The sequence below is a fragment of the Spirosoma koreense genome, from assembly GCF_054777875.1.
Genome location: NZ_BAAHAC010000005.1, coordinates 654,246 through 677,291, shown reverse-complemented (window position 1 = coordinate 677,291; position 23,046 = coordinate 654,246). Strand labels below are relative to the sequence as shown.

Annotated in this window: 27 protein-coding genes; 13 read left to right on the top strand and 14 right to left on the bottom strand. The window is 50.6% G+C overall.

Features of this window, described 5'->3' with window-relative positions; genetic code table 11:
- Positions 1-79: 79 nt before the first annotated feature.
- Positions 80-424 carry a winged helix-turn-helix transcriptional regulator gene (locus ACYVC2_RS08650; RefSeq protein WP_461101906.1) on the bottom strand — a complete coding sequence of 115 codons (345 nt, stop codon included), beginning with the start codon at positions 422-424 and terminating at the stop codon, positions 80-82.
- Positions 425-644: 220 nt separating this feature from the next.
- On the opposite strand from ACYVC2_RS08650, the gene ACYVC2_RS08645 reads away from it, so the two are divergent.
- Genes ACYVC2_RS08645 through ACYVC2_RS08635 form a run of 3 tightly spaced genes read left to right on the top strand, consistent with a single transcriptional unit; the run spans position 645 to position 2,528 of the window.
- Positions 645-1,361 carry a DsbA family oxidoreductase gene (locus ACYVC2_RS08645; RefSeq protein WP_461101905.1) on the top strand — a complete coding sequence of 239 codons (717 nt, stop codon included), beginning with the start codon at positions 645-647 and terminating at the stop codon, positions 1,359-1,361.
- Between the two features lie 52 nt (positions 1,362-1,413).
- A complete protein-coding gene (locus ACYVC2_RS08640; protein WP_461101904.1) occupies positions 1,414-1,803 on the top strand; it encodes a DoxX family protein in 390 nt (129 codons plus the stop codon).
- Positions 1,804-1,832: 29 nt separating this feature from the next.
- Complete coding sequence (locus tag ACYVC2_RS08635; protein WP_461101903.1) at positions 1,833-2,528, top strand: SDR family NAD(P)-dependent oxidoreductase; 696 nt, start codon at positions 1,833-1,835, stop codon at positions 2,526-2,528.
- A gap of 257 nt (positions 2,529-2,785) precedes the next feature.
- Here ACYVC2_RS08635 and ACYVC2_RS08630 read toward each other — a convergent pair whose 3' ends face one another.
- From ACYVC2_RS08630 to ACYVC2_RS08620, 3 genes are all read right to left on the bottom strand, one after another.
- Positions 2,786-4,174 (bottom strand): sensor histidine kinase, encoded by a 1,389-nt coding sequence (locus tag ACYVC2_RS08630; protein WP_461101902.1) that lies wholly within the window; start codon positions 4,172-4,174, stop codon positions 2,786-2,788.
- 2 nt (positions 4,175-4,176) lie between these two features.
- Positions 4,177-4,851 carry a response regulator transcription factor gene (locus ACYVC2_RS08625; protein WP_461101901.1) on the bottom strand — a complete coding sequence of 225 codons (675 nt, stop codon included), beginning with the start codon at positions 4,849-4,851 and terminating at the stop codon, positions 4,177-4,179.
- A gap of 73 nt (positions 4,852-4,924) precedes the next feature.
- Positions 4,925-5,440, bottom strand: coding sequence for a putative immunity protein (locus ACYVC2_RS08620; protein WP_461101900.1), 516 nt, complete (start codon positions 5,438-5,440; stop codon positions 4,925-4,927).
- Positions 5,441-5,643: 203 nt separating this feature from the next.
- Here ACYVC2_RS08620 and ACYVC2_RS08615 point away from each other — a divergent pair, with 203 nt between their 5' ends.
- Positions 5,644-6,222 carry a thioredoxin family protein gene (locus tag ACYVC2_RS08615; RefSeq protein WP_461101899.1) on the top strand — a complete coding sequence of 193 codons (579 nt, stop codon included), beginning with the start codon at positions 5,644-5,646 and terminating at the stop codon, positions 6,220-6,222.
- 61 nt (positions 6,223-6,283) lie between these two features.
- On the opposite strand, the gene ACYVC2_RS08610 is transcribed toward ACYVC2_RS08615, so the two are convergent.
- From ACYVC2_RS08610 to htpG, 4 genes are all read right to left on the bottom strand, one after another.
- Positions 6,284-7,090, bottom strand: a complete 807-nt coding sequence (locus ACYVC2_RS08610) for a helix-turn-helix domain-containing protein (RefSeq protein WP_461101898.1) — start codon at positions 7,088-7,090, stop codon at positions 6,284-6,286.
- 41 nt (positions 7,091-7,131) lie between these two features.
- On the bottom strand, positions 7,132-8,103 hold the full coding sequence (locus tag ACYVC2_RS08605) for an aldo/keto reductase (RefSeq protein ID WP_461101897.1): 972 nt from the start codon (positions 8,101-8,103) through the stop codon (positions 7,132-7,134).
- Between the two features lie 298 nt (positions 8,104-8,401).
- The gene (locus tag ACYVC2_RS08600) at positions 8,402-9,502 is read right to left on the bottom strand and encodes a serine hydrolase domain-containing protein (RefSeq protein WP_461101896.1); all 1,101 of its coding nucleotides are present in this window, start codon (positions 9,500-9,502) and stop codon (positions 8,402-8,404) included.
- A 205-nt stretch (positions 9,503-9,707) separates the two neighbouring features.
- Entirely contained in the window at positions 9,708-11,546 is a 1,839-nt protein-coding gene (htpG, locus tag ACYVC2_RS08595) for a molecular chaperone HtpG (RefSeq protein WP_461101895.1), read from the bottom strand.
- A 127-nt stretch (positions 11,547-11,673) separates the two neighbouring features.
- Here htpG and ACYVC2_RS08590 point away from each other — a divergent pair, with 127 nt between their 5' ends.
- Positions 11,674-12,546 carry an RpnC/YadD family protein gene (locus tag ACYVC2_RS08590; RefSeq protein WP_461101894.1) on the top strand — a complete coding sequence of 291 codons (873 nt, stop codon included), beginning with the start codon at positions 11,674-11,676 and terminating at the stop codon, positions 12,544-12,546.
- Positions 12,547-12,553: 7 nt separating this feature from the next.
- Entirely contained in the window at positions 12,554-12,862 is a 309-nt protein-coding gene (locus ACYVC2_RS08585) for a rhodanese-like domain-containing protein (RefSeq protein ID WP_461102325.1), read from the top strand.
- Here ACYVC2_RS08585 and ACYVC2_RS08580 read toward each other — a convergent pair whose 3' ends face one another.
- From ACYVC2_RS08580 to rplS, 3 genes are all read right to left on the bottom strand, one after another.
- Positions 12,863-13,792, bottom strand: coding sequence for a bestrophin family protein (locus ACYVC2_RS08580; protein WP_461101893.1), 930 nt, complete (start codon positions 13,790-13,792; stop codon positions 12,863-12,865).
- 57 nt (positions 13,793-13,849) lie between these two features.
- Positions 13,850-14,629: a diaminopimelate epimerase gene (gene dapF, locus ACYVC2_RS08575; protein ID WP_461101892.1), complete on the bottom strand. Its 780-nt coding sequence runs from the start codon at positions 14,627-14,629 to the stop codon at positions 13,850-13,852.
- Positions 14,630-14,768: 139 nt separating this feature from the next.
- Complete coding sequence (rplS, locus tag ACYVC2_RS08570) at positions 14,769-15,143, bottom strand: 50S ribosomal protein L19 (protein ID WP_461101891.1); 375 nt, start codon at positions 15,141-15,143, stop codon at positions 14,769-14,771.
- 114 nt (positions 15,144-15,257) lie between these two features.
- Between rplS and ACYVC2_RS08565 the strand changes: the two genes are divergently transcribed.
- Entirely contained in the window at positions 15,258-16,760 is a 1,503-nt protein-coding gene (locus tag ACYVC2_RS08565) for an NAD(P)H-hydrate dehydratase (protein WP_461101890.1), read from the top strand.
- 202 nt (positions 16,761-16,962) lie between these two features.
- Positions 16,963-17,124 (top strand): hypothetical protein, encoded by a 162-nt coding sequence (locus ACYVC2_RS08560; protein WP_461101889.1) that lies wholly within the window; start codon positions 16,963-16,965, stop codon positions 17,122-17,124.
- Between the two features lie 68 nt (positions 17,125-17,192).
- Here ACYVC2_RS08560 and feoB read toward each other — a convergent pair whose 3' ends face one another.
- From feoB to ACYVC2_RS08545, 3 genes are all read right to left on the bottom strand, one after another.
- The gene (feoB, locus tag ACYVC2_RS08555) at positions 17,193-19,307 is read right to left on the bottom strand and encodes a ferrous iron transport protein B (protein WP_461101888.1); all 2,115 of its coding nucleotides are present in this window, start codon (positions 19,305-19,307) and stop codon (positions 17,193-17,195) included.
- 104 nt (positions 19,308-19,411) lie between these two features.
- Positions 19,412-19,639, bottom strand: coding sequence for a FeoA family protein (locus ACYVC2_RS08550; RefSeq protein WP_461101887.1), 228 nt, complete (start codon positions 19,637-19,639; stop codon positions 19,412-19,414).
- A 105-nt stretch (positions 19,640-19,744) separates the two neighbouring features.
- Positions 19,745-20,509: a sulfite exporter TauE/SafE family protein gene (locus ACYVC2_RS08545; RefSeq protein WP_461101886.1), complete on the bottom strand. Its 765-nt coding sequence runs from the start codon at positions 20,507-20,509 to the stop codon at positions 19,745-19,747.
- A 112-nt stretch (positions 20,510-20,621) separates the two neighbouring features.
- Here ACYVC2_RS08545 and ACYVC2_RS08540 point away from each other — a divergent pair, with 112 nt between their 5' ends.
- The 5 genes from ACYVC2_RS08540 (at position 20,622) to ACYVC2_RS08520 (ending at position 23,021) form a co-directional block, all read left to right on the top strand.
- A complete protein-coding gene (locus ACYVC2_RS08540; RefSeq protein WP_461101885.1) occupies positions 20,622-21,296 on the top strand; it encodes a heme exporter protein CcmB in 675 nt (224 codons plus the stop codon).
- Between the two features lie 79 nt (positions 21,297-21,375).
- On the top strand, positions 21,376-22,035 hold the full coding sequence (gene ccsA / locus ACYVC2_RS08535) for a cytochrome c biogenesis protein CcsA (protein WP_461101884.1): 660 nt from the start codon (positions 21,376-21,378) through the stop codon (positions 22,033-22,035).
- A 68-nt stretch (positions 22,036-22,103) separates the two neighbouring features.
- Positions 22,104-22,358, top strand: a complete 255-nt coding sequence (locus ACYVC2_RS08530; protein WP_461101883.1) for a CcmD family protein — start codon at positions 22,104-22,106, stop codon at positions 22,356-22,358.
- 46 nt (positions 22,359-22,404) lie between these two features.
- Positions 22,405-22,845 (top strand): cytochrome c maturation protein CcmE domain-containing protein, encoded by a 441-nt coding sequence (locus ACYVC2_RS08525; protein ID WP_461101882.1) that lies wholly within the window; start codon positions 22,405-22,407, stop codon positions 22,843-22,845.
- On the top strand, positions 22,842-23,021 hold the full coding sequence (locus tag ACYVC2_RS08520; RefSeq protein ID WP_461101881.1) for a hypothetical protein: 180 nt from the start codon (positions 22,842-22,844) through the stop codon (positions 23,019-23,021). The genes ACYVC2_RS08525 and ACYVC2_RS08520 overlap by 4 nt, the downstream gene beginning before the upstream one ends.
- Positions 23,022-23,046: the final 25 nt, after the last annotated feature.

Below are 23,046 nucleotides of genomic sequence, written 5' to 3'. Positions count from 1 at the left end.
AGCACAGACTACTGTCTGATGATGGCCAGACCGGTTCCAACTTTAAGGTGTTCACTATCTTCTATTGCGCCAGGTGACCTTAGGCTTCCGCTCCCATAATATGCGCTCGGTGCTGGACGCCCCAGTTCTTTAAAGCCTCAATCACACTCCCCAACGTTTCCGCATACGGCAGCGTGGTATAGGTGATCAGAACAGGGTAACCATCGTCAACCGTTCGTTTAATCAATCCATTCTCTTCCAGGTCTTTCAACTCCTTCGCCAGCACTTTCGTGCTTAGATCGGGAATACTGCGCTGTATCTCCCGAAACCGGTGATTTCCGACCCCGATGGACACTAAGATCAGCAGTTTCCATTTTCCGTTCACTACTTCCAAAGCGTCTCTGATCGGTAACAGCGCGGATAAACAATCTGTGTAATTCGGCATAGCGTTCGTGGTTGATTACCAAAAGGTAACTGATTACCTATGGGTAACTGATAACTTTAGGTAATCAAACGTACGTACTTTTGTTAAGGAAAACAATCGGGCGACTGCTACCCATTAACGCAGGACACACCCTCAATTCTGTATCAGCTTAGTAATGAGTTGTTTAACCCTTGGCCAGCCGTCGAGATCGCCCGTTTTTCAACATAAAACCATAAACAAGATGAACGCCAAAATGAGCGTCGATATCTGGAGTGATGTCATGTGCCCCTTTTGTTATATCGGCAAGCGAAATTTCGAAAAAGCACTCGCTGAATTTCCCGCCAGGGACTCCCTGGAGGTTGTATGGCATAGCTTCCAGCTGAATCCCAATTTGATGTATCAACCCAACAAAAGATTTTATGACTATGTCGCCGAATTGAAGGGACAAACTCGCGAGTGGTCCATTCAGGTTCATAAAATATTGGTTCAAACAGCCAAAGATGCGGGCCTGGATTACCGACTGGATCAGGCGAAGATCACCAATTCACTGGATGCCCATCGGCTCATTCAATTGGCCAAAAAATACAACCTGACCAACGAACTGGAAGAGCGCTTTTTCCGGGCCTATTTCACCGAAGGGGCCTTACTGAGCGACCACCAAACGTTACTCGCCTTGAGCACGGAGGTAGGACTTCAACCGGCTGAAGTAAAGCAGGTGCTGCAATCCGACCAGTATAAAGACGATGTTCGCCAGGACGCCCAGCGGGTACGACAACTGGGAGCTACCGGGGTGCCCTTCTTTCTCTTCAATCAAACACAGGCGGTTAGCGGTGCGCAACAACCCAATGTATTCGCTCAGGCACTAGCTGCGGCATACGAGCAATGGTTACAGACTAACCGCGAGAAAATAGACATCGTCGAAGGAGCGGTATGCACACCAGAGGGGGACTGTCATTGATGTTCATTGACAGCAAATCAGACCCATTACAATTTCCAAACATCAATCCATTATGAATACCAAGCACGTAAAACTAATCTACTGGGTATCCACCTTATTCCTGGCCCTCGTTGGCTTAGCGGGCATCTTCAACATCCTTATGATTGACCAGTTGGTCCAGGTCAACAGAGCACTGGGACTACCCGATTATTTCATGCCCTTTTTCGGTGTCGTTAAAGTCGTCGGCGCCATTACCATTCTGGTTCCCGCGCTTCGACGCTTCCAGCAGGCAGCCTATTTCGGCTTCATCTTTTACTTCATCGGGGCAACCTACACCCTGATGGCCACCCATGGCGGCCCTGAAAAATGGGGCGTTACCCTGTTGATTCTTGCCGCTGCGGGGATGTCGTATTGGGCCTGGCATAACCTGTTTCAGCCTAGAGCCAATCCCAAAATTTCGTAGTTCTCACTCCCAAAAATCTTCTTAACATTATGGCACAAACAATCGCCATTATCGGTGCTGGCCCTGGTGTAGGGTTTGCAATCGCTGAAAAATTTGGTCTGCAAGGTTACAACGTAGCCCTCTTATCCAGAAATACAGAGAAGCTTGCTCCGCTCCAAAGCAAACTGCAAGCCAGGGGCATTACGGCAAGCATTTTCAAAGCCGACATTCTCGACAGAGATAGCATTACCCGGGCGCTTTATCAGGTAATCGATGAATTTAGCGCTATCGACGTACTGGAATTTAGCCCTTCACCTGCCTGGGAAACCCTGCGGACTCCCCGAAACATTGATGTTGCCAATGAACAATATCATTTAGATTTTCAGGTACTCTCGGCCATCACGGCCGTACAAACGGTGCTTCCGCAAATGGTCGGTCGCAAATCGGGGAGTATCCTGTTCACTACGGCGTCAGCCGCGCAGCATCCTAACTTCGCCACAGCCAGTTTTGGCGTGGCTGCCGGAGCATTACTCAATTATGCACGCTTGCTTCATGAGGACCTGGGTCAGGACAATATATACGTGGGTATCGTATCGATTGGGGCCATTGTGGTCGGTGAGGGCGTAGGCTCAAAAGGTGATTTCCCCGCTGATATGCCGACCATTCATGTCGACGAAGTAGCTGAAACGCATTGGAATCTTCATACGAAGCGGGAGGTGGCCGAGATTATTATTGGCGCGAAGTAGATGACGCATTCGAGGCAAACGAGTACCTTGAAAATGATTCGTTCGAGGTACTCGTTTGCCTCGAAAAAAGACTTGTGGTTTATAGAAAATGCTTTCATGGGTGCCTGACATTTCTTGAAACGCCCGTTTTTCGAACCAGTAAAAGAAGGAGCAGCATACATCTATTCAATTTATTAAACAGTCTTAAAATGCTGACTCACAAATCAATGTATCATGAATTAGGCCTGTTTGAGTTTATGACACATAGTTGTTAGTTACTACGTGAGCTGTAACGGCAGAATAACTTCGGTGATAGTTCCTCCGTCTGGCCGGGGAAGTAGCCGGAGCCGGCCCTGATGAAGTGTAATAATGCGGTGGGCTAAGGTTAGCCCGATCCCGAACCCCCCGATTGCTTGCACGTTAGAACCTCGAACCAGGGGTAGGAAAACGCGCTCTTCTTCGCCGGGAGAGAGACCAATGCCCCGATCTTCGATACGAATACGGGCCCGCTCGTCGGTATCCATTTCCAGACATAACACAACGGGTTGTCCGCTGGAGTATTTTGCGGCATTGTCCAGCAGATTCAACAGAGCGGTTTTCAGTAAGTACGCATTGCCCATGACCCGAATAGGGGTAGCCTGCTCCAGGACCCCATCACTCAGTTGTACTGACAGCGATTGCCCGACCCGCTGTTGGCCGAGCGTATCGGCAGCATCCAGAACAATCTCGACCAGTTCAAGGGGTTGACGGTCCAGTTGTGCGTCGACGCCCTCGATGCGGGCCAGTTGCAGGAGCCCATTGGCCAGCGCAGTTAGTTTATCCAGTTCGGTCACCGCCTGAGCCATGCCTCGCTTGAGGCCATCCGCGTCGGCGTCATACAGCATAGAGGTTTCCAGCCAGCCCTTGATGGTTGTCAGTGGAGTACGTAGCTCGTGGGAAGCCTGAGCAATAAACGATCGCTGATTGTCGACCAGCCGCTCCTGTCGGGTGAGCAGGTCGTTGAAGGCCCGAGCCAGAACGCCTACCTCATCCTGCGGATTATCTGTGTGCAATCGAAAAGGCAGCGTACTGGCCGCGGGCGTATCGATCTGATCGATCAGCTTATTGAGCGGCTTCAGCGCCTGTCGGGCGAAAAAATAACCCAATAGAATTACCAGACCGATTGCTACGAGGTTACCTACGATAAACAGATCGCGTAACTGCTTTTGCCGTTGATAGCCATCCTGGTCGTAGGCCGTTACGACCGCTACATACTCCTGTCCGTCAGGCGATGGCGACACCCCTGCGTAGCTTAGCGCGACGCCATCTTTCGGATACGCATGGCCAGAACTTTCGTATTGAAACCGAACCAGCCGCTCCCGACGGACCCGCTGCCGGAAGGCGGGTGAGGCCATAAAGTCGTTGGTGCGCTGGCTGCTATAGATCAAACTATCGGTGGGCGAATAAACAAATTCGACCTGTTCGGGTATGGAGGTAATGACGCTGCCCGCTACAGCTCCTTTGAGCGTAAGCAGTTGCTCAGTGACGCGGGCTTTCCGCTCCAGTCGATCTTCGATAGAGCGTTGCCGGAAGCTGGCATAGGTGCTGTACACATAGACTGAAAAAATCAGCAGAATGCTGGCTACCAGCGAAGAAAACCACAGTATGAGCTTATGTTTGATCTGCATCCCTAGCTCCGTAAGACATACCCCATCCCCACTACGGTATGCAATAGTTTCGGACTGAACTCCTTGTCAATCTTTTTACGCAGGTAATTGATATACACCTCGATGACGTTGGTATTGGTATCAAAGTGCAGATCCCACACTTTCTCGGCAATATCGACGCGGCTGACGGTCCGTCCCTGGTTGATCATCAGGTATTCCAGAAGCGCGTATTCGCGGGCGGTCAGTTCGATCCGCTGACCAGCCCGGCTAACCGAGTGCGCTTCGGTATCGAGTTCCAGGTCGGCCACCCGCAGCACGGTTTTCAGGCCCGTAAAGGCGCTGTTCCGCCGGGCCAGGGCTTTGATCCGAAGCATCAGTTCGCGAAACTCAAAGGGCTTGACCAGGTAATCATCCGCCCCTGCCCCGAACCCACTTTCTTTGTCCGGCAAGCTATCCAGCGCGGTCAATAACAGGACGGGTAACCGGGGAGAAGCGTGCTTGATGTGCCGACATAAGTCAAAGCCGTTGATATGTGGCAGATTGACATCCAGTACGATAACGTCATAGATATTATTATCAGCCAGCCGCTGGCCCATCAGGCCGTCGTAAGCCACGTCTATTTCGTAGCCTTCGCTCTCGATGCCCTTGCGGATAAACGAGGCCAGACTCACTTCGTCTTCAACCAGCAGTACTTTCATAATTGACCAAAAGCGCTATCCTTAACCTGTTTACCAGATACCCTACCCTCCTGAATTGATTTTCGACTCAGCCTCAACAACTGAACACAGACCAGCAGAGGTGGTTCCGTACGATCTGGTCATCCAGAACCAGTTCACGGATAGTAGCGGGAAGCTGGTCCCGCTGCCATTGACATTCGCGTTGCGCCATTGCATCCTTTGCCTGTTCGTCGACTGATTCCCGCACTGCTCGTATGGCGTAGGCCGCGGCCCCCAGCTCATGGGCCGCCACGTGAGCCACAGCCACGGCCTGTCCGGCGGCCAGAGCGGCAAACCGAGCGGCATCGGGCATACCTCTGGCGGCTGCATTGGCCGCAAAAGCCGCTTTATGCGCTTGTTTCATGGGTATCTCTCCCTTTGTCCAGGCTCGCGCCAACTCAATAGCCTGTCGGGGTCGTTTATCCTCAGCGTTGGCTTGCTCGAAGAGGTGCAGTACGTGTTCGGCACAGGTAGCCGCCCATAAGGCCAGCAACTGATGCGTGGAATCGGTTAAGGTGCCACCCCGCCTTAGCGTTATAAACCGTGGGTCTCTTTCTTTCGGCAAGATCATGATCTGAGGTAGTCCTGTTTACAGAGAAACGCTCGTATGTATTTCAACAAGATGGCTATCGGACTGCAACCAGTCATTTACCCAGCACATTGCGCTGGGTAATGGCCGCTAAACGAATGAAAATTGGTTTTCCTGCGTTCGAATAGCAAACGACCTACCCTGGGTTCAGGCAAATGCTATCGCTTAGTAGCATTACTATTCTTATGAACTACACAGAATACAAACAATTGTTTGAGACCATTCTCAACAGCCCCACTCCCCAGCCGCCCTATACCAAGGCCGACTACATGTACTACACGAAGCTGAATTATTCGCGGATGAAGCGCTGGGAAAAGACCATGCAACTAGATGAAGCGCTTGTGCAGAAACTGGCCGAGCTAACCGAACCCCAGCACTGGATTATTATCGTGGAACCCTGGTGTGGCGATGCGGCCCACTCGCTCCCGTTTCTGGTGCGGCTGGCCGAACAAAGCCCGCTGATTACCTACGAGTTGCAACTTCGCGACAGCGAACCATTTCTAATCAACTCGTACTTAACGAACGGTGGCAAGAGTATTCCGAAGCTTATCGTACGGGATTTGAACGGCAACGACCTGTTTACCTGGGGACCTCGCCCCAAACCGGCGCAGTTGTTACGGGAAAGCCTGCTAGCCGCCCAGACAGATGCGGCTACCGTTATCCTACAGTTGCAAAATTGGTACAATGCCGATAAAGGCCAGACACTCTTCAGCGAACTGACCGAGTTTTATACCCATCAGCCCAGACAGACGCAGATCGTTTAATTAGTCCCAGTGTATCTATAAGCGGCTGCCCACTCCCCGGAGTGGGCAGCCGCACCTGATTTTACCACTCGGTGGGCGCTTTACCGAATTTCCTTTTGAACGAGTGCGAGAAATGAGACAGGCTTTCAAATCCCAGGTCGAGGTAGATGGCAGATGGCTTTTTGTTTCGGTCTTCGATCAGGTGCCGGGCTTCCGAGAGTCTTCTTTCCTGAAGCCAGTGGCGGGGTGCCATCCCGAATAGCTTTTGGAAATCGCGCTTAAACCCCGCCAGGCTTCTGCCCGTCAGCCGGGCAAATTTTTCAATGGGCACGTTGTAATGAAAATTGCTGAGCATGAACTTTTCCAGATCCATCTTGTAAGGCTCAGAAAAGTCAAATAAGAATTCTTCCAGTTGAGGCATCGTATAGAGGAGAAGATGCACTGCCTCCTTTACCTTCAGCATACCCAGCGCATTGGTTATTTTTTCTTCCGGATGACGAACGTAGGGAATCACGGATTGAAAGAAGGCGTGCAGGAAATCGTTTCCCGGAATAAGAATGTTGGGAGGGCCCGTGTATTTTTGACCTGTCTCGATTTGCTCTTCAAGAGCAATCGTTCTGAGCAGGTCTTCTTTCAGGCTGATAACGATCGTTTGGTAGGCCTCGCCCTCTACGGGCATCTTCGTGATTTCGCCTAATTGATTTTTTTGGATCAGCAACATCTCCCCCCGCCCCATCGAGACTCGCTGGCTGGCGGTTTCCATCGAAAATCGACCTGAAACCTGTAATACCAGGGTATTATGCTCCAGAAAGGCTACCTTCTCCTTCCGCATGGTCGAGAGATAAGAGAAGAAGATAACTCCCGGAATTATTTCAGTTGGATTTGTCACCGCGTAAAAAATAGTAAAAGTAGGTCTTGTGGGGTATCTCCCTATCGTTGAAGATAGGTACTGCCCAGTATCGCACCCGGCGCAAAATGGGTGTTGAGCGTATTCATCTCGTCGGCGGTGAACTCGATCGTCATGGCCTCCATGTTTTCCGGAAGCCGCACTCGTCGGCTCATGCTGACCAATGGCATGATATGATCACCCTGCGCATTCACCCAGGCAATGGCTAGCTGGGTCGGTGTGTAGCCTTTTTCCTGCGCCATTTGCTTTAACACGTCAACCTTTTCGAGGTTCTTTATCAGATTTTCGCCCTGAAAACGCGAGAAATGGTTATGATAATCGTTGGCGGGCAGGGGTGCTTTCATCGCACCGGTAAGCAATCCTTCGGCCGTATTGGCAAAGGCGACCACCCCAATCCCCAGTTCTTTAGCCGCAGGAAGCAAGTCGCTTTCTATCTGGCGATCGGCCAGCGAATACCCTATTTCCAAAGCGGTTACCGGATATATACTGTGGGCCTGGCGCAGTTGTTCGGCGTTGATTTCCGACACGCCGAGGTAGCGCACTTTTCCTTCTTTGATCAGGTCGGCAACCGTGCCAATCACTTCTTCGACCGGAACACTGTTATCAAGTCGGCACGGCTGATAGAGGTCGATGGTGTCGATTCCCAGGCGTACCAGTGAATAGTTGATAAAGTTTTTAATGGCTACGGGCCGCAGATCCAGCCCGATCCATTGACCGTTATAAAAAATCGCCCCGAATTTTACGCTGATGAAGGCGTCGTCCCGTCTGCCCTTAATGGCTTTTCCGACAAGCAGTTCGTTGTGCCCACTTCCATAAAAATCGCCGGTATTCAGGAAATTGATCCCATTGTCCAACGCCATTTGAATGGTAGCCACACTTTCGTTTTCGTCTGCCGCCGGGCTACCCCATACAGACGACATGCGCATGCAGCCCAACCCGAGTTTGGAAACGAGGGGGCCGTTCTGGCCGAGATTTATTTTTGTTATCGTTGTCATCGCTGTTTTTTATGATTTGATGACACAAAGATCAGGGTTGTTCGGCCCGGCCTATTTCCTGCACGGCTCAAATTACTTGTCTGTACGGTTCAGTTATCGCCCCTTGTATGACGATGATGGGATTCTGTTTTAGGGGGTACGTACAGGCTATGGCTATTATAAAACTGACTATCCCGCAACACCCTATTTTGATCAACAAAGCATCGATAGTTTGCTTATAGAATCGGTCAGTCAGCTAAGGCGGCCGCTTTTCCCAGCCATTCCAGGTAACCAAAACAAACTTCCTTAGAATGGCGATCTATTTGTAGGAAGCATAGGAGGCTTTGAGACGGCGCATAACTGATCGTACACCATCTACCGTTTCTTCGTTAAACGAATTGGTAAAGATTACATAACCGATCCCTCGTTTTCGATCGATATGGGTTAGTGAATAGTAGGTACCAGCGGTACCGGCATGGGTCGAAAAGCTGGAGTCGCCTTCGTATATATTATACCAGCCTAAAGAATAGCTGGCTATCCCTTCATGAATAAACTTATAGGTACTGGCTTTCAGGTAATTGTTCTGCCCCATCAACCCACGGATATTTAGCTGAATGAATTTTATATAATCTTTTAGTTTTAAGTTTAGATCCCCCGCCGGTTCAGTATAATCCAATGAATACGCTTTGTCAGAGGCCAAAGGCGTTAGTTTACTGCCTTCCTGGAGATGGCCCCAGGTATCCTGGTTATGTTGATTATCGGGCCACGAAAATTTTACATCCAGTTTCAGATCGCTATTAAAAACTTTACTGATCAACTGTTCCCAGCTTTGGTTGGTGGCTTTCTCCAACATTAAGGCAGCTAATGTATAACCAGCGTTAGAATACACAAATTGATGGCTGGAGTCTGGGAGTACAGGATTCAGGGTGAGAACGAACTTTCCGAACTCCTTCCTTCTGGCTTGCTTACTGCCTTTAAAGTCAGGAATGTCAGGATCGTTTTCTCCCTGAAAGGGTTGTATTTTCGCTCTGTGTGATAGTAAATCTACTAAGGTTATTTGCCAATACGATTTGTTCGATTGCGCCTTCCACGCTGGGAAAAGGTCGAAAAATTTAGTTTTCCATTGTATACGTCCGTTTTCGACACATTTGGCGGCTACAAAAGCAGTCATTGCTTTGGTGTTGGAGCCAATATGAAATCGGTCATCCAACGTCCCCTTTTCGTTCAATGCAACTGAATGGTTTCCACAAACGGCTAGTTCCAGGGTTTTGTCCGCAGTGACTACCGCGTAGCTTATTTCGGGGATTTTCTTTTCCTGTCTGATGGAGTCGACAAAAGCTAGATTTTGCTGGCCTAGTGCATAGTCGGGCAGGAAAACGACAAGTACTAGCACTAAAACCCTCATTCCCAATTGATTCATATACGATAATTTATGATCTGGAACTGTCGTCCTTCTTCACGCTTCCATCAGTAGCCTTCACTGATCTACCAGCCACCGTTGCCTGATTTTCAATAAAATTAATACTTTATCATAGCTGCTATTTCAATCTTTAACGGGAATGGGTGATCTGCCATGGCAGATCACCCATTCCCGTTAAAGATTGAAAACAGTATAAAGCGCTTGATTACAATCCGGCAACAGTTCGTCTGACGAACGCTGTCAGATCGGAACCTGTCAGCATGTTCTGCGACAGGAGCGCCAGGTCGTACAGTTGCTTAGCCAGCGACTTCTGGACATCGGCATCGGTTTCGGCCAGGATTTTCCCGGTCAGCGGATGATTGGCGTTCACAACGACGTTGTAAGTCATGGGCAGGTTTCCGTAGAACGACTGCTCCCCCGACAGGGCCGACATGTCTTTCATCCGGCGCATAAACTCGGGCAGCGTAATAGTAACGGGCAGTTCGTCGGTCGGCTGGGCTTCGACACTCACGTTCAGCATCTTGTTGTTCAGTACCTGTTCGAACACTTCCTTCAGTCTGGTCTGATCGGCTTCCGACAATACGCTTTCATTGCTCAGTCCTTTGTCGATCAGCTTATCGAGCGTATCGGCATCGACGCGCTGAAAATGTACTTTTTCCAGTTTTTGCTCCAGCGCATTGATGAAGTGTGAATCGATCACGTTGTCGAGCAGCAGCACATCGTAACCCCGGCGAATGGCCGACTCTACGTACGCATCCTGCTGTTTGCGGTCGGAGGTGTAAAGCAGCACCAGGGTTCCGTTCTTGTCGGTCTGGTTGGCCTGGATTTTCTCGCGGTACTCGTCGGGTGTCGAATAAACACCTTCGGTGTTTTTGAGGAGCACGAAATTCTTGGCTTTATCCCAGAATTTGTCGTCGCTCAGAATGCCGTATTTGATGAAGAGCCCGATGTCGTCGAACTTCTCTTCGAACGCCTTCCGGTCGGCGTTGAACAGCTCATTGAGTTTATCGGCAACTTTACGGGTAATGTAGCCATTGATTTTCTTCACGTTGGCGTCGGCCTGCAGGAAGCTCCGCGATACGTTCAGCGGAATATCCGGCGAGTCGATCACCCCGTGCAGCATCATCAGGAAGTCGGGCACTACGTCTTTTACTTCGTCGGTGATAAACACCTGACGGCTATAGAGCTGGATCTTTTCCCGCTGGAACCGCAGTTCGTTTTTAACCCGCGGGAAATACAGAATCCCGGTCAGATTGAACGGATAATCCACATTCAGGTGAATCCAGAACAGCGGTTCCTCGCTCATCGGGTACAGCTCCCGATAGAAGGTCTTGTAATCTTCGTCGGTGAGTTCCGAAGGCGCTTTCGTCCAGATCGGATTCGTGTTATTGACCACCTCTCCATCGAATTCAACCGGAACCGGGAGGAAACGAGCGTATTTATCCAGGATACCCCGCAGCCGACCTTTATTCAAAAATTCTTCCGAATCAGGAGCAATGTGCAGAATAATGTCGGTGCCCCGATCAGCGCGTTCGGCCGCTGTCAGCTCAAATTCCGTAGAGCCGTCACAAACCCAGCGGGCCGCTTCGGCGCCATCCCGGTAGGACTTCGTAACGATTTCGACCGATTCAGCCACCATGAAAGCCGAATAAAAACCTAACCCAAAGTGACCAATGATCTGCCCTTTATCGTCGGTTTTATCTTTGTACTTTTCCAGAAAATCGGACGCACCCGAAAAGGCAATCTGGTTGATATACTTCTTGATCTCATCGGCGGTCATCCCGATACCGTTATCGCTGACGGTAATGGTTTTCGCTTCTTCGTTGAGCGAAACCGTCACTTTCAGGTCGCCTAATTCACCGCCAAACTCACCAAATGAGGCCAACTGACGCAGCTTCTGGGTCGCATCGACAGCATTGGAGACCAGCTCGCGCAGAAAAATTTCGTGATCGGAATACAGGAATTTTTTGATAATCGGGAAAATATTCTCGGTATGGATGGAGATCTGCCCCCGCTCGCCTTTTTCGTTCTGTACGGTTTCCATTATACGTGCTAAAATGAGGTTATTGGTATAGCTGACCCGCCTTCAAATCCTGTTCCAGCACGGTACAAGCTGACAGATTGACAGACTAATTTTATCACTCAAACCAATTATCCGGTATACTTGCAACATGAAGCGCCGTTCATATAAGCAAGCTAGTCAGTACGACAAAATATTAAAGGAGAATCTGGAAGCCAGTATTCCCGGACTTATCGAGAAAGTGCTCCACATTCAGGTCGCTTTGGCGGAAGAGTTGCCCGACGATTTGCAGCATACGAAAGAACGTAAACCGGACGCGCTCAAACGCATTACAGATCAGTCGGGTCATACGTTCGTATTGCATCTCGAATTTCAACTGGCCAATGATCTAAAGATGGTTCATCGCATGCACGTCTACTGTGCTATGCTGCTGGAGCAATACGAACTTCCGGTACGCCAGTACGTTTTTTACCTGGGTCCGGCCCCCGTCCGGATGACGACGAGTTTACAGCTAGGCGATTTGTCCTTCCGGTACAACCTGATTAGTTTTCAGGAGCTTGATCATCAACTCTTTCTCAGATCGGAAACACCGGAGGAAATTTTATTGAGCGTGCTGGCCGATTTTCAACCGCAGGAATCGCCGGTTGTGTTGAAGCAACTACTCGACAGACTGGATGAAACTGCTCCGGGGCCGCTGGTGTTTCAAAAGTACATCGCACAATTGCGGGTGTTGGTTCAATTGCGTAATATTCAACCCCTTTTCGAAATAGCCATGGATAATCTTACCAAGTACGTGAACGAACAAAATGACCCTTTCTATGTAAAAGGCCGTAACCTGGGATTTCTGCTAGGTACAGAAAAAGGCATACAGGAGGGGTTACAGAAAGGAGAAAGCAAAGCCCAATTACAGGTAATAAAAAATCTGCTGGCGGAAACTGATTTTTCATCCGAGAAAATTGCCCATCTGACAGGCGCTACGGCAGCTCTTGTCGAACAGGTTCGGCAGGAGTCAGACCATGAATAGCTTATATATGACGGCTCAACATTACACCGATATTACCCTGGCTGAACTGGAAAGCCTACGCCAGCAGCCCGACACAGTTGTTGTTGATGTACGCGACGAGTGGGAGTTCGATGAATTTAACATCGGCGGTCTGAACGTGCCGTTACCCGACATACGTGCCCGGAAAGCCGAACTTCTCCCCTACTATACGCTGCTTGTGGTCTGTACCAACGGCGTTCGGAGTCGCGTGGCAGTAAAAGACTTCCTCCGACAGCCGGAGCTTAAGGACAAGATTATTTATCACCTGAACGGTGGCCTTATCGAAGCCGAAGATTAGCTACGTAACGATAGTAAAGCCCGGTTTGGCGGCCTGCTTTTCGGTATGCGGCAGTTGTATCTGCAGTATATCGTGGACGTTTACCCGGATCAGCCGGCTTAGCTGATTCAGGGGCAAATCGTTTCGTTCGAGTCCGAATGGTTCTTCGATCTCTTCGCCGATCATCTCAAGGCCCACCAGCACATACGATGCCAGCAATACGGCCGGGATCGTTAAATACCCAAAGGCCGTAACGACCGTAAACGGAAGCAACGCTACATAAAGCATAATGAACAGCTTGATAAAAAGCATGTAGGAAAACGGAATCGGTGTGCTTTTGATCCGTTCACAAACCCCGCATACGTCCATCAGAGCTGTCAGATACTGGTTCAGGTTGATGTGCTGCGACTCGGATATGTGCCCCTCGCGGTACAAAATTTCTGTTTTTACCCAGAGTTGATTGGATACCCCCGCCGGCTTGTGATCGAAATTGCTCAGGTCCCGGCGTTCCCCTTCTTCAACGATGTCCAGTTCGGCCGTGCCGGAAGTCTCGCGCAGGTGATTCTTTAAGGCGAACGGAAAATTGGAAATGGCTTTGGCAAAAAACGCCCGGCTTTCGCTATCGCCCTGGGGCAAAACGGCATTGAAATAAATGGCCAGGTTCCGGCAGTTGTTGACCAGGGTTCCCCAGGCCTGCCGTCCTTCATAAAAGCGGTCGTATGCCGTATTGGTCCTAAAAATCAGCAGTAGGCTTAGCAATATACCCATAGCACCCAAAAACGACGATGGGGTATCTTTTAAACGCAGGTCGGTGTAATGCATTTCACCGATCGTAATAACCGTTACATAAATGGCCACAACGATAAGTCGGCGCAGGAGCGATTTTGCCGTGGGGCCTGTGTGAAAATGCCAGATAGAGGGCAGAAGACCTTTATTTTTATAGAGGATCATGTTGAATGGTAGGTAGCTTGTGTCATTGGATGACCCCCTCTCTAACTCGCTTCGAGTCTAAACAGTTATAGATCCGGTAAAAACGCGTTTCGCAGGACCGATTAGCTGGATCGTGTCAAACTGATTATCGGCCTTCGACTGAAAGGACACGCGCAGGTTGCCACCAATTGTTCGAATGCGTACGGGATCGGCCATATGCAGTTGCTGGTGCGCGACGAGGGCTACGGCCGTTACGCCCGTACCGCAGGAATAGGTTTCGTCTTCCACGCCCCGCTCATAGGTTCTGACAAACAGGGTCTGTTCATTTTCAATCTGCATGAAATTAACGTTGGTCCCACCCGGCTGAAACGCCGAACTGTAACGGATAGCCCGCCCTTCCCCAACAACATCCAGCGACTCCAGGTCATCGACGGTCCGAACCACATGGGGTGATCCGGTATTCAGGAAGGTCAGTCCCGCGCGGTCTTCAATTCCTGAAACATCGCTCATTTTCAGGAATATCTCCTCGCCCTGTACTTCCCCCGTATGTTCGCCATCAACGGCAATAAACCGGGTTTTGCTGTCAAACAAACCCAGATCATGCGCAAACCGAACGATGCAGCGACCACCATTGCCGCACATGCTTCCTTCTGCTCCATCGGCGTTGAAATAGACCATACGGAAGTCGTAATCCGGATCGTTCTGCAGCAGAATCAGGCCGTCGGCCCCGATGCCGAACCGGCGGTGGCACAAGCGTTCAATCAGTGCCTGGTCGGAGGCCGGAAAGGTTTTGTTCCGGTCGTCGATCATCACAAAGTCGTTGCCGGTGCCCTGATATTTGAAAAAGTCGATGGTCATTGTAGTGAGTAGTCGATCACTGTCAGTCGATACTTGTCGCTTTGAAAATAAGAGTTAAATAATTAGTAGCGATCGACTGAAACTAAAAAAGCCGCCGTTGCAGGCAGCTTTTTCGTGTTCATACGGATGGAATAAGCAATTAAGCGGCTGCTACGGCTTTGGGTTTCCGTTCCTTTACACGGGCAGCTTTGCCCTGACGACCACGCAGGTAGAACAAGCGGGCCCGGCGCACTTTTCCCAAACGAACTACTTCGATTTTGTCAATGTTCGGCGACAGGACTGGGAAAATCCGTTCGACGCCGACGCCGTTCGATACTTTGCGGACGGTGAAGGTTTCGCCACCGCTGCTTGGGTTCCGGCGTTGAATCACCGTGCCCGTAAATACCTGAATACGTTCCTTATTACCTTCGCGGATTTTAACGTGTACGTTCACCGTATCACCCGCCCGGAATGTGGGCAACTCGGTGCGACGCTGCGCGTTGTCTGCCTCCACTAATTTGATTAACTCGCTCATGACCGTATATAATCGCCAGAATAAGTATTTGCGAAATGAGCCGCAAAGATAGCGTTTTTCTCCGGAGTAGAAAATACTTTTGTAAAATTACGTTTCTTAGCCTCAGTCTCTTCCATGAAAATACTGAACGTCGACCAGATCCGGGCCCTCGATCAATCCACTATCCAGCATGAACCCATTGCGCCTATCAACCTTATGGAACGGGCCGCCCTTGCTTTTGTCGACTGGTTCGTGGATCGCTTTCCGGATACGACCCCGACGAAAATCTTTTGTGGGCTGGGGAACAATGGGGGCGACGGACTGGCCATTGCCCGGCTACTGCTGGAACGCAATTACCCCGTCGAGATCGATGTGGTTCGCTACGCCCCGCGCGAGTCGGACGACTTCATGCATAATCACCGACGGCTCAAACTCGTCACGGAGAATGTCCGCTACGTTGAATTTTCGCGGGATATTCCGGCCATTCGGCACAATGAGGTCATTATCGATGCCATTCTGGGAACGGGTCTGTCGCGACCGACCGAAGGCATCGTGAAAGAAACCATTGTGGCTATCAACCGTGCTCCAGCTACGGTTATTTCCGTCGATATTGCCAGTGGGCTTTACACCGACCAGCCCAATGCTCCGACCGACGTCATTATCGAACCCGATTATACGGTTACGTTTCAGTTACCCAAACTGGCTTTTGTGCTGCCCAAAAACGGCCGCTACGTGGGTGAATGGCACACCGTCGATATTCGTTTATACAAACGCTACATCGATCTGGCACCAACGCCTTATTATTTCACTACGCCCCAGGAAGCACGGCTGCTTCTCCGAAAACGGGAACGGTATGCCAACAAAGGAACGTTCGGCCACGCGCTGTTATTAGCCGGCAGTCACGGCAAAATGGGGGCAGCCGTACTGGCTTCCCGGGCCTGTCTGCGCTCTGGGGTGGGTTTATTGACGGTGCAGGTTCCACGTTGCGGTTATTCTATCATTCAGACAGCGGTGCCCGAAGCGATGTGCCTGCCCGACGGACACCAGAACGTACTGACCGGGCAAAGTGAGATCGAGGGCACCCCACCAGCCGACTATTCAGCCGTAGGGATCGGTCCGGGTATTGGCAAAGCCCCTGAAACGCTGGCAATGCTAAAAGCACTGCTACCGACACTAAAAAAACCGATGGTGGTCGATGCCGATGCGCTGAATCTGTTGTCTGAAAACCGGGATCTGCTGGACAAACTGCCCAAAAACAGCATTCTGACTCCGCACCCGAAAGAGTTTGAGCGGCTGACGAAGAAGTGGGACGATGACTATCAGAAATTGACTCTCCTGCGCGAATTCACGAAAAAATACAATGTCGTTGTCGTTTTAAAAGGGGCTCACACCGCCGTAGCTACGCCCGACGGGGACGTTCATTTCAACTCAACTGGCAACCCTGGGCTGAGTACAGGCGGCACGGGCGATGTGCTGACGGGTGTGCTGACAGCCTTATTGGCACAAGGTTATGATCCCGTTGAAGCGGCCGTACTGGGCGTATTTGCGCACGGGCTGGCAGGCGATCGGGTAGCTGACCAGCGCGGTCAAATCGGCATGATTGCTTCGGATGTTATCGATGCACTGCGCTGGCAGTAGCGAACGCACATTGAAAAAATTCAATTTATGGTGTTACGTGAATGGTGAGTTAATGTCGCCATACGATAATTTACGACGCAATTCAGGCAAATTAAAACTGAACCACGTAGTTATACGTATTAGAAATATTCCGGGTTTCTGCGCTAGTAGCGTTAACCAGCGAATACCAATTTTGCACAACCAATCACTTGTTTACCACACCATGAAACAGATCGTGCAGCGAGACTGGCGGACAAATCGCCAGTCTCCGAAGGGGCGGGGATCTTTCGATTATACAACGGCGCTGGGCAGCCTGACCGTAGCGCTCTTCGCCTACATCGTTTACCACATTTATCCGCTGCTATCGAAAGGATTGCTTTGGTAAAATGAATAATGGATAATGGCCAATGAATAATGGACTGTTAGCGTCATTATTCATTGGCCATTATCCATTTATTTCAAAAACTGATAGGTAGCGAAGGCCGCAACATACGCCAGCGACATCATGTAAACTAGCTGAACCGCGGGCCATTTCCAGCTTTTGGTTTCGCGCTGGGTCGCGGCCAGAGTACTCATGCACATCATGGCAAACACATAAAAAATCAGCAACGACCAGGCCAGCGCAGGCGTATACATGGGTCCGCCGGTCGCCGGATTGCGCTCCTGCCGAAGCCGGTCGCGAATAGTAAGGCCTTCATCGTCGCCGTCGCCGATGCTGTAAATGGTCGACATCGTGCCGACAAACACTTCGCGGGCAGCAAAAGAACTCAGCAGGGCAATTCCAATTTTCCAGTCGTAGCCTAAGGGGCGAATAACGGGTTCGATAAAATGCCCGAACTGACCGGCATACGACGCTTCGAGCCGCTCGGAAGCAATTCGATTTTGTAAGTCGTCGGTGGGTAAGTTTGTTTGTTGCTGCCGGACGCGCGCTTCAGCCTGATCCATAGTGTTGCCGGGTCCGTAGCTGGCCAGCACCCACAGCACGATCGAAATAGCCAGAATCACCCGTCCCGCTTCCCAAACAAACGAGCGGACACTTTCCCAAACGGTCAGCCCGACATGGTTCCAACGGGGTAGTTTAAACGTAGGCAGTTCCATAATAAAGAAACTGCGCTCTCTGGTACGCAGGAATAACTTCAGCACATAAGCCGCCAGTAAAGCGCTGATCAGACCGAGCAGATACAAGCCCATCAGGGCAAGCCCCTGGATGTTGAAGATACCCAGAACGCGCCGGTTCGGCACCACCAGGGCAATCAGAATCGTGTAAATGGGCAGGCGGGCCGAGCAACTCATGAGCGGGGTCACCAGAATTGTAATCAGTCGGTCACGGCGGGTACCAATACTACGGGTAGCCATAATGGCCGGTACGGCGCAGGCTACCCCCGAAATCAGCGGCACCACACTCCGGCCATTCAACCCGAATTTGCGCATGATGCGGTCCATAATGACCATCACCCGCGACATATAGCCCGATTCTTCAAGCAACGAAACTAGCAGGAACAAAAAGGCGATCTGCGGAATAAATACCAGAATACCCCCAACGCCCGCCAGAATGCCATCGGTCAGCAGGTCCGTGAGTGGTCCGGCAGGCAGCCCCTCTTTTAACTGCCCATTGAGCCAGGCCACGCCCGTGTCGATCCCGTCCATAAACGGTTGTGCCCAAGCGAAAATAGCCTGAAAAATCAAAAGTAGAATTACGCCGAAAATTGCGTAGCCCCAAACAGGATGAAGCAATACTTTATCGAGTTTCTGGCTCCAGGTTGGCTGATCGGCCGATCGGCGGTTGGTTACCACAGCATCGACTACGCGGGCAATGTGCTTGTAGCGATCGATGGTTTCGCCTGCCTGAAACGTTGGCTCAACGAACTGGTATTTGTCGATGATGGCGTCCAGACCAATCTGTTGCTTCTGATTCAGGAACGTAAAGCCGTCGTGCTGAATGACGTACTGCAGCGCCAGGTAATTGTTGTTCAGTTGGTACTGGCTCCGGGTATCCGCAATCAGATCGGCGATTTGTAGGGCCGGATCGAAAAATAACTTTTCAACGACGGTAGGCTGCTGAATCTGGGTCAGGACGGCTTTTTTTAGTTGGTCGATCCCCTCGCCCATCCGGGCATTGATACGCACGACCGGCACACCTAGTTGCATGGCCAGGCGCACCGCGTTGACATCTTTTCCTTCCTGCTGAGCTACATCGAGCATGTTCAGTGCCAGCACGACCGGCACGCCCAGATCGGCCACTTGCGTAAACAGCAGGAGGTTACGGTGCAGGTTAGCCGCATCGACCACCACCACCGTAACATCCGGATAATCGGGGTGGGCCGGATTCGCCAGAATGTCAGTAACGATCTGCTCATCCAGCGACTTAGGGTAGATCGAATAAATGCCCGGCAAATCAACTACGGTAGCTACCGTTTTGTCGTCGATTGGCCAGGTACCTGACTTTTTATCGACCGTAACGCCTGGGAAATTCCCGGTTTTCTGCCGTAAACCCGTCAACTGATTGAACAATGACGATTTGCCCGCATTCGGATTACCAACCAGCGCAATAGTAGGAGACGATTTCAAGGCAGAGAATAACTAATGAATAATGGATAATGGATAATGGATAACGAAGAGCAAATGGAGACTTCATTATTCATTATCAATTATCCATTATCCATTCCTAACCATTAATTATCAATTAGAATCGTAGCGGCTTCGGATTTGCGCATGGCCAGGCAATAACCCGCCACGTTCAGGCAGATTGGATCGCCAAAGGGTGCCTTGGCCATCAAACAAACCTGCGCGCCCGGTAAACAACCCATTTCCAGCAATTTCAGAGACATTTGCTGATCGCTGAACGACTGGATCGTGGCTCGTTCGCCAATTTTCAGGTCGGCAATACTACGTTTACTCATGGTTTGAAAACAGACATCCGGCAAGCTTACCGAAAGGTATGTCAACCTTATTTAGATTCAATTTAATTAATGCAAGATTACAACCGAAAGTTCGCGGATGCAAATCTATCTGATCAAATCCCACGCAAACCGCAGCATGGTAGCTGCAATGACTCCTAAAAAGAACACCCGGATAAACCGATTTCCTTTTAAAATTGCTAGTCGCGCGCCGAGGAAAGCGCCTGACAGGTTCGCTACGGCCATTGGCAAAGCAGCGCTGTAGAGAATCATGCCTTTGCTGGCAAAAAACAGTGTACAGGCCAGGTTGGTCGATGCGTTGACTAGTTTGGCATGGGCGCTGGCTTTCAGAAAGTCGAAGCCAATGAGGGTAATGAATCCTAATACCAGAAAACTACCCGTGCCCGGTCCGAAAAAGCCGTCATAAAAACCAATGCCTAGCCCCATCACCCACATTCGAAATCGCTGCTGTTTCTCGGTAACCACCCGCTGGCTTACCTGCCCAAAGTCTTTTTTGGTAACTGTGTAGACAAACACCAGGATCAGAATGACCAGGGCCAGCGGCTTCATAAAACTATTCGGTACGCGCGTCAACGTTAACGACCCAAGCCACGACGCCCCAAATGCGATGGCCATCATGGGGCCAATGAAGCGCCCGGCCACAGCCACCCGTCGGCTGTATTGATAAGCGCCCATCAGACTGCCACACAGGGAAGGGATTTTAGTTGTGCCGAACAGGGTCGGAATCGGATACTGAGGGAGCGTAAACAAAATGGCGGGCGTCTGCACTAACCCACCACCTCCGATTATGGCGTCGATGAACCCGGCCAGAAACGAAAACAAGCACAGAACCGTAATTTCCTGATAAAGCATATAGCCCCAAAAATACGGCAAACACGGTCAATAAGTCGGTCGTTTCTTTTCTCAATTCGCCCTTCGTCCTTTCGGGCTTCTGACGTAAATTTGCAGAATTAATCAGCCATACATGAGCAAGTCCATACAGCAGATGAGCGCCCTGATGCGGAAAGAGTTTCTGCTGGAGTGGCGCCAGCGCTATGCCCTCAACGGCATGCTGCTGTACGTGGCCGGTGCGGTCTTTGTCTGTTACCTGAGTTTCAACGCCCGGCGGGGTCAACTAACACCCATTGTCTGGAATACACTGTTCTGGATTATCCTGCTGTTTACCGCCATCAATGCCATTGCCAAAAGTTTCGTTCAGGAGCGGGCCGGCCGGCAACTGTATTACTACACGCTGGCCAGTCCGCAGCAGATCATCCTCTCAAAAATTCTGTACAATACCGTGCTGATGCTGGTACTGGCGCTGCTGGGTTTCAGCGTTTACGCTTTTGTGCTGGGTAACCCGGTCAACGATGTGCCTTTGTATATTCTGACGCTGGTCCTGGGTGCCATCGGTTTTGCGGCTTCGCTCACCCTCGTGTCAGGCATTGCCAGTAAAGCGGAGAATCCGGCAACGCTGATGGCAGTACTGAGTTTTCCGATTATTCTGCCGCTGCTGCTAATGCTGCTAAAAATCTCAAAAAATGCGCTCGACGGCCTCGACCGGAGCACCAGCTGGAACGAAATGGGAACGGTGCTGGCCATCGACGCCATCGTCATTACCCTGTCGTGGCTGCTGTTTCCGTTTTTATGGCGGAGTTGAGTAAGGCGGGTGGTCCGCCAACGCGGTGAAAACCCGCTACTTTATTTTAATAAAAGCGGGGTCCCACCCGCCTGACCATATGAACAAAAACTGGTGGAAGGCCCTGGCCGTCATTATTTTAACCTATGTAGTGCTAAAAGGACTAGTGGGTGTTGTACCCCGACAACCCATTCTGAATGAGAGCATCCGGAACGTGTATTTCCATGTACCGCTCTGGTTTGCCATGATCACACTGTTGCTGACATCGGCCGTTTATTCGGTTCGGTATCTGCGCAACGGCCGGTTCGACGACGACCTGGTAGCGGTCGAGTTTGCCAATACGGCCATTCTATTTGGGGTGCTGGGCTGTGCAACGGGTTCGTTGTGGGCCAACTTCACCTGGGGCGAACCCTGGCCCAACGATCCTAAACTGAATAGCGTAGCCGTAGCCATGCTGATGTATTTCGCCTACCTGATTCTGCGGGGTTCCTTCGACGATGAGCAGCGACGCGCCCGGATTTCGGCGGTGTACAACATCTTTGCTTTTGCCGTATTTATCCCACTGATTTTCATTGTGCCCCGCCTGACCGATTCGCTGCATCCGGGCAACGGCGGGAATCCGGCCTTCGGTAAATACGACATGGACAACAACATGCGGATGGTGTTTTATCCGGCCATCATCGGCTTTACGCTGCTGGGTGTCTGGATTACCGAACTGCGCGTGCGGATGGGCCGGGTAAAAGCGGCTCTGGATGATTAAACTCATGGGTGCGTACGGAATGAATCGTGCTATTTTTGCGTTAATTTTTAGACTTACTGCTTATCGACATGGCTCTGTCATCGTTTCGTAAATTTTCTCTGGCGGCACTGATCCTGCTTAGTCACAGTCTTATGGCCCAGCAACCGGTTTCGAACGGGGTGGAAATGGCCGACCGGCTCCGGGCTGATGGCAAAATATGGGTAGTGGTAGTCGTTATCGCGGCTGTGTTTGCGGGTATTATCCTCTACCTTGTCCGGCTCGACCGGCAGATCGGGAAACTGGAAAAGGAAGTAAAAGAAAAGAAGAAAGACTATAGTTTATAGTTCGCAGCACGCTGGCTGACGACAACGAATAAGCCTATTAACCAATATGAAACTCTCTCACATTCTGGGCATTATCGTGATTGCGGTGGCAATCGGCATCATTGTAGCGACGGCAGGAGATGCCAGTTCGTACGTTACCTTCAAACAGGCGTCGGAGCTTGCGCAGAACGGCGACGAGAAAATGATTCACGTGGTCGGTAAGGTCAAAAAAAATGCCCAGGGCCAGATTGTCGACATGCTTTATAACCCGGCTATCGACCCCAATCACTTCGAATTTACCCTGGTAGACAACGATAACCGGGCGCAGAAAGTCGTATACAATAGCCCCAAACCCCAGGATTTCGACCGATCGGAGCAGATTGTGGTGATTGGTGCCATCCAGGGCGATCATTTCCAGTGCAACAAAATTCTGCTGAAGTGCCCCTCCAAATACCAGGATGGTAAGCTGGAGACTACCGAACACGAAGCCAAAACCGCGCAGCTATGAGCGAGTCTGAATGGACAGCCTGGGATAAGCAGATTGAAAAGTATCTGCAAGCTGGCCGTCTGGACAAACTGCTAAGTGAATTTAAAGAGCAGTATCAGCAAGGCTTAACGTTTCCTGTCCACGAAGGAAAACGAAAATTCGATCAGACTCGCACAGCAAACAAGGCTACTAAGTAATAAGGTTATTTTTGTCACTTCGACA

Excerpts from the sequence above, each read along its gene's own strand:
- ACYVC2_RS08615 (WP_461101899.1), top strand. The coding sequence starts at position 5,644 with ATGAACTACACAGAATACAAACAATTGTTTGAGACCATTCTCAACAGC.
- dapF (WP_461101892.1), bottom strand. The coding sequence starts at position 14,629 with ATGACCATCGACTTTTTCAAATATCAGGGCACCGGCAACGACTTTGTG.
- ACYVC2_RS08520 (WP_461101881.1), top strand. The coding sequence starts at position 22,842 with ATGAGCGAGTCTGAATGGACAGCCTGGGATAAGCAGATTGAAAAGTAT.
- ACYVC2_RS08650 (WP_461101906.1), bottom strand. The coding sequence starts at position 424 with ATGCCGAATTACACAGATTGTTTATCCGCGCTGTTACCGATCAGAGAC.
- ACYVC2_RS08605 (WP_461101897.1), bottom strand. The coding sequence starts at position 8,103 with ATGACAACGATAACAAAAATAAATCTCGGCCAGAACGGCCCCCTCGTT.
- ACYVC2_RS08630 (WP_461101902.1), bottom strand. The coding sequence starts at position 4,174 with ATGCAGATCAAACATAAGCTCATACTGTGGTTTTCTTCGCTGGTAGCC.
- ACYVC2_RS08550 (WP_461101887.1), bottom strand. The coding sequence starts at position 19,639 with ATGAGTAAACGTAGTATTGCCGACCTGAAAATTGGCGAACGAGCCACG.
- ACYVC2_RS08585 (WP_461102325.1), top strand. The coding sequence starts at position 12,554 with ATGACGGCTCAACATTACACCGATATTACCCTGGCTGAACTGGAAAGC.
- ACYVC2_RS08560 (WP_461101889.1), top strand. The coding sequence starts at position 16,963 with ATGAAACAGATCGTGCAGCGAGACTGGCGGACAAATCGCCAGTCTCCG.
- ACYVC2_RS08640 (WP_461101904.1), top strand. The coding sequence starts at position 1,414 with ATGAATACCAAGCACGTAAAACTAATCTACTGGGTATCCACCTTATTC.
- rplS (WP_461101891.1), bottom strand. The coding sequence starts at position 15,143 with ATGAGCGAGTTAATCAAATTAGTGGAGGCAGACAACGCGCAGCGTCGC.
- ACYVC2_RS08525 (WP_461101882.1), top strand. The coding sequence starts at position 22,405 with ATGAAACTCTCTCACATTCTGGGCATTATCGTGATTGCGGTGGCAATC.
- ACYVC2_RS08590 (WP_461101894.1), top strand. The coding sequence starts at position 11,674 with ATGAAGCGCCGTTCATATAAGCAAGCTAGTCAGTACGACAAAATATTA.
- ACYVC2_RS08645 (WP_461101905.1), top strand. The coding sequence starts at position 645 with ATGAACGCCAAAATGAGCGTCGATATCTGGAGTGATGTCATGTGCCCC.
- ACYVC2_RS08545 (WP_461101886.1), bottom strand. The coding sequence starts at position 20,509 with ATGCTTTATCAGGAAATTACGGTTCTGTGCTTGTTTTCGTTTCTGGCC.
- ACYVC2_RS08530 (WP_461101883.1), top strand. The coding sequence starts at position 22,104 with ATGGCTCTGTCATCGTTTCGTAAATTTTCTCTGGCGGCACTGATCCTG.
- ccsA (WP_461101884.1), top strand. The coding sequence starts at position 21,376 with ATGAACAAAAACTGGTGGAAGGCCCTGGCCGTCATTATTTTAACCTAT.
- ACYVC2_RS08600 (WP_461101896.1), bottom strand. The coding sequence starts at position 9,502 with ATGAATCAATTGGGAATGAGGGTTTTAGTGCTAGTACTTGTCGTTTTC.
- ACYVC2_RS08580 (WP_461101893.1), bottom strand. The coding sequence starts at position 13,792 with ATGATCCTCTATAAAAATAAAGGTCTTCTGCCCTCTATCTGGCATTTT.
- ACYVC2_RS08635 (WP_461101903.1), top strand. The coding sequence starts at position 1,833 with ATGGCACAAACAATCGCCATTATCGGTGCTGGCCCTGGTGTAGGGTTT.
- ACYVC2_RS08625 (WP_461101901.1), bottom strand. The coding sequence starts at position 4,851 with ATGAAAGTACTGCTGGTTGAAGACGAAGTGAGTCTGGCCTCGTTTATC.
- htpG (WP_461101895.1), bottom strand. The coding sequence starts at position 11,546 with ATGGAAACCGTACAGAACGAAAAAGGCGAGCGGGGGCAGATCTCCATC.
- ACYVC2_RS08565 (WP_461101890.1), top strand. The coding sequence starts at position 15,258 with ATGAAAATACTGAACGTCGACCAGATCCGGGCCCTCGATCAATCCACT.
- ACYVC2_RS08540 (WP_461101885.1), top strand. The coding sequence starts at position 20,622 with ATGAGCAAGTCCATACAGCAGATGAGCGCCCTGATGCGGAAAGAGTTT.
- ACYVC2_RS08620 (WP_461101900.1), bottom strand. The coding sequence starts at position 5,440 with ATGATCTTGCCGAAAGAAAGAGACCCACGGTTTATAACGCTAAGGCGG.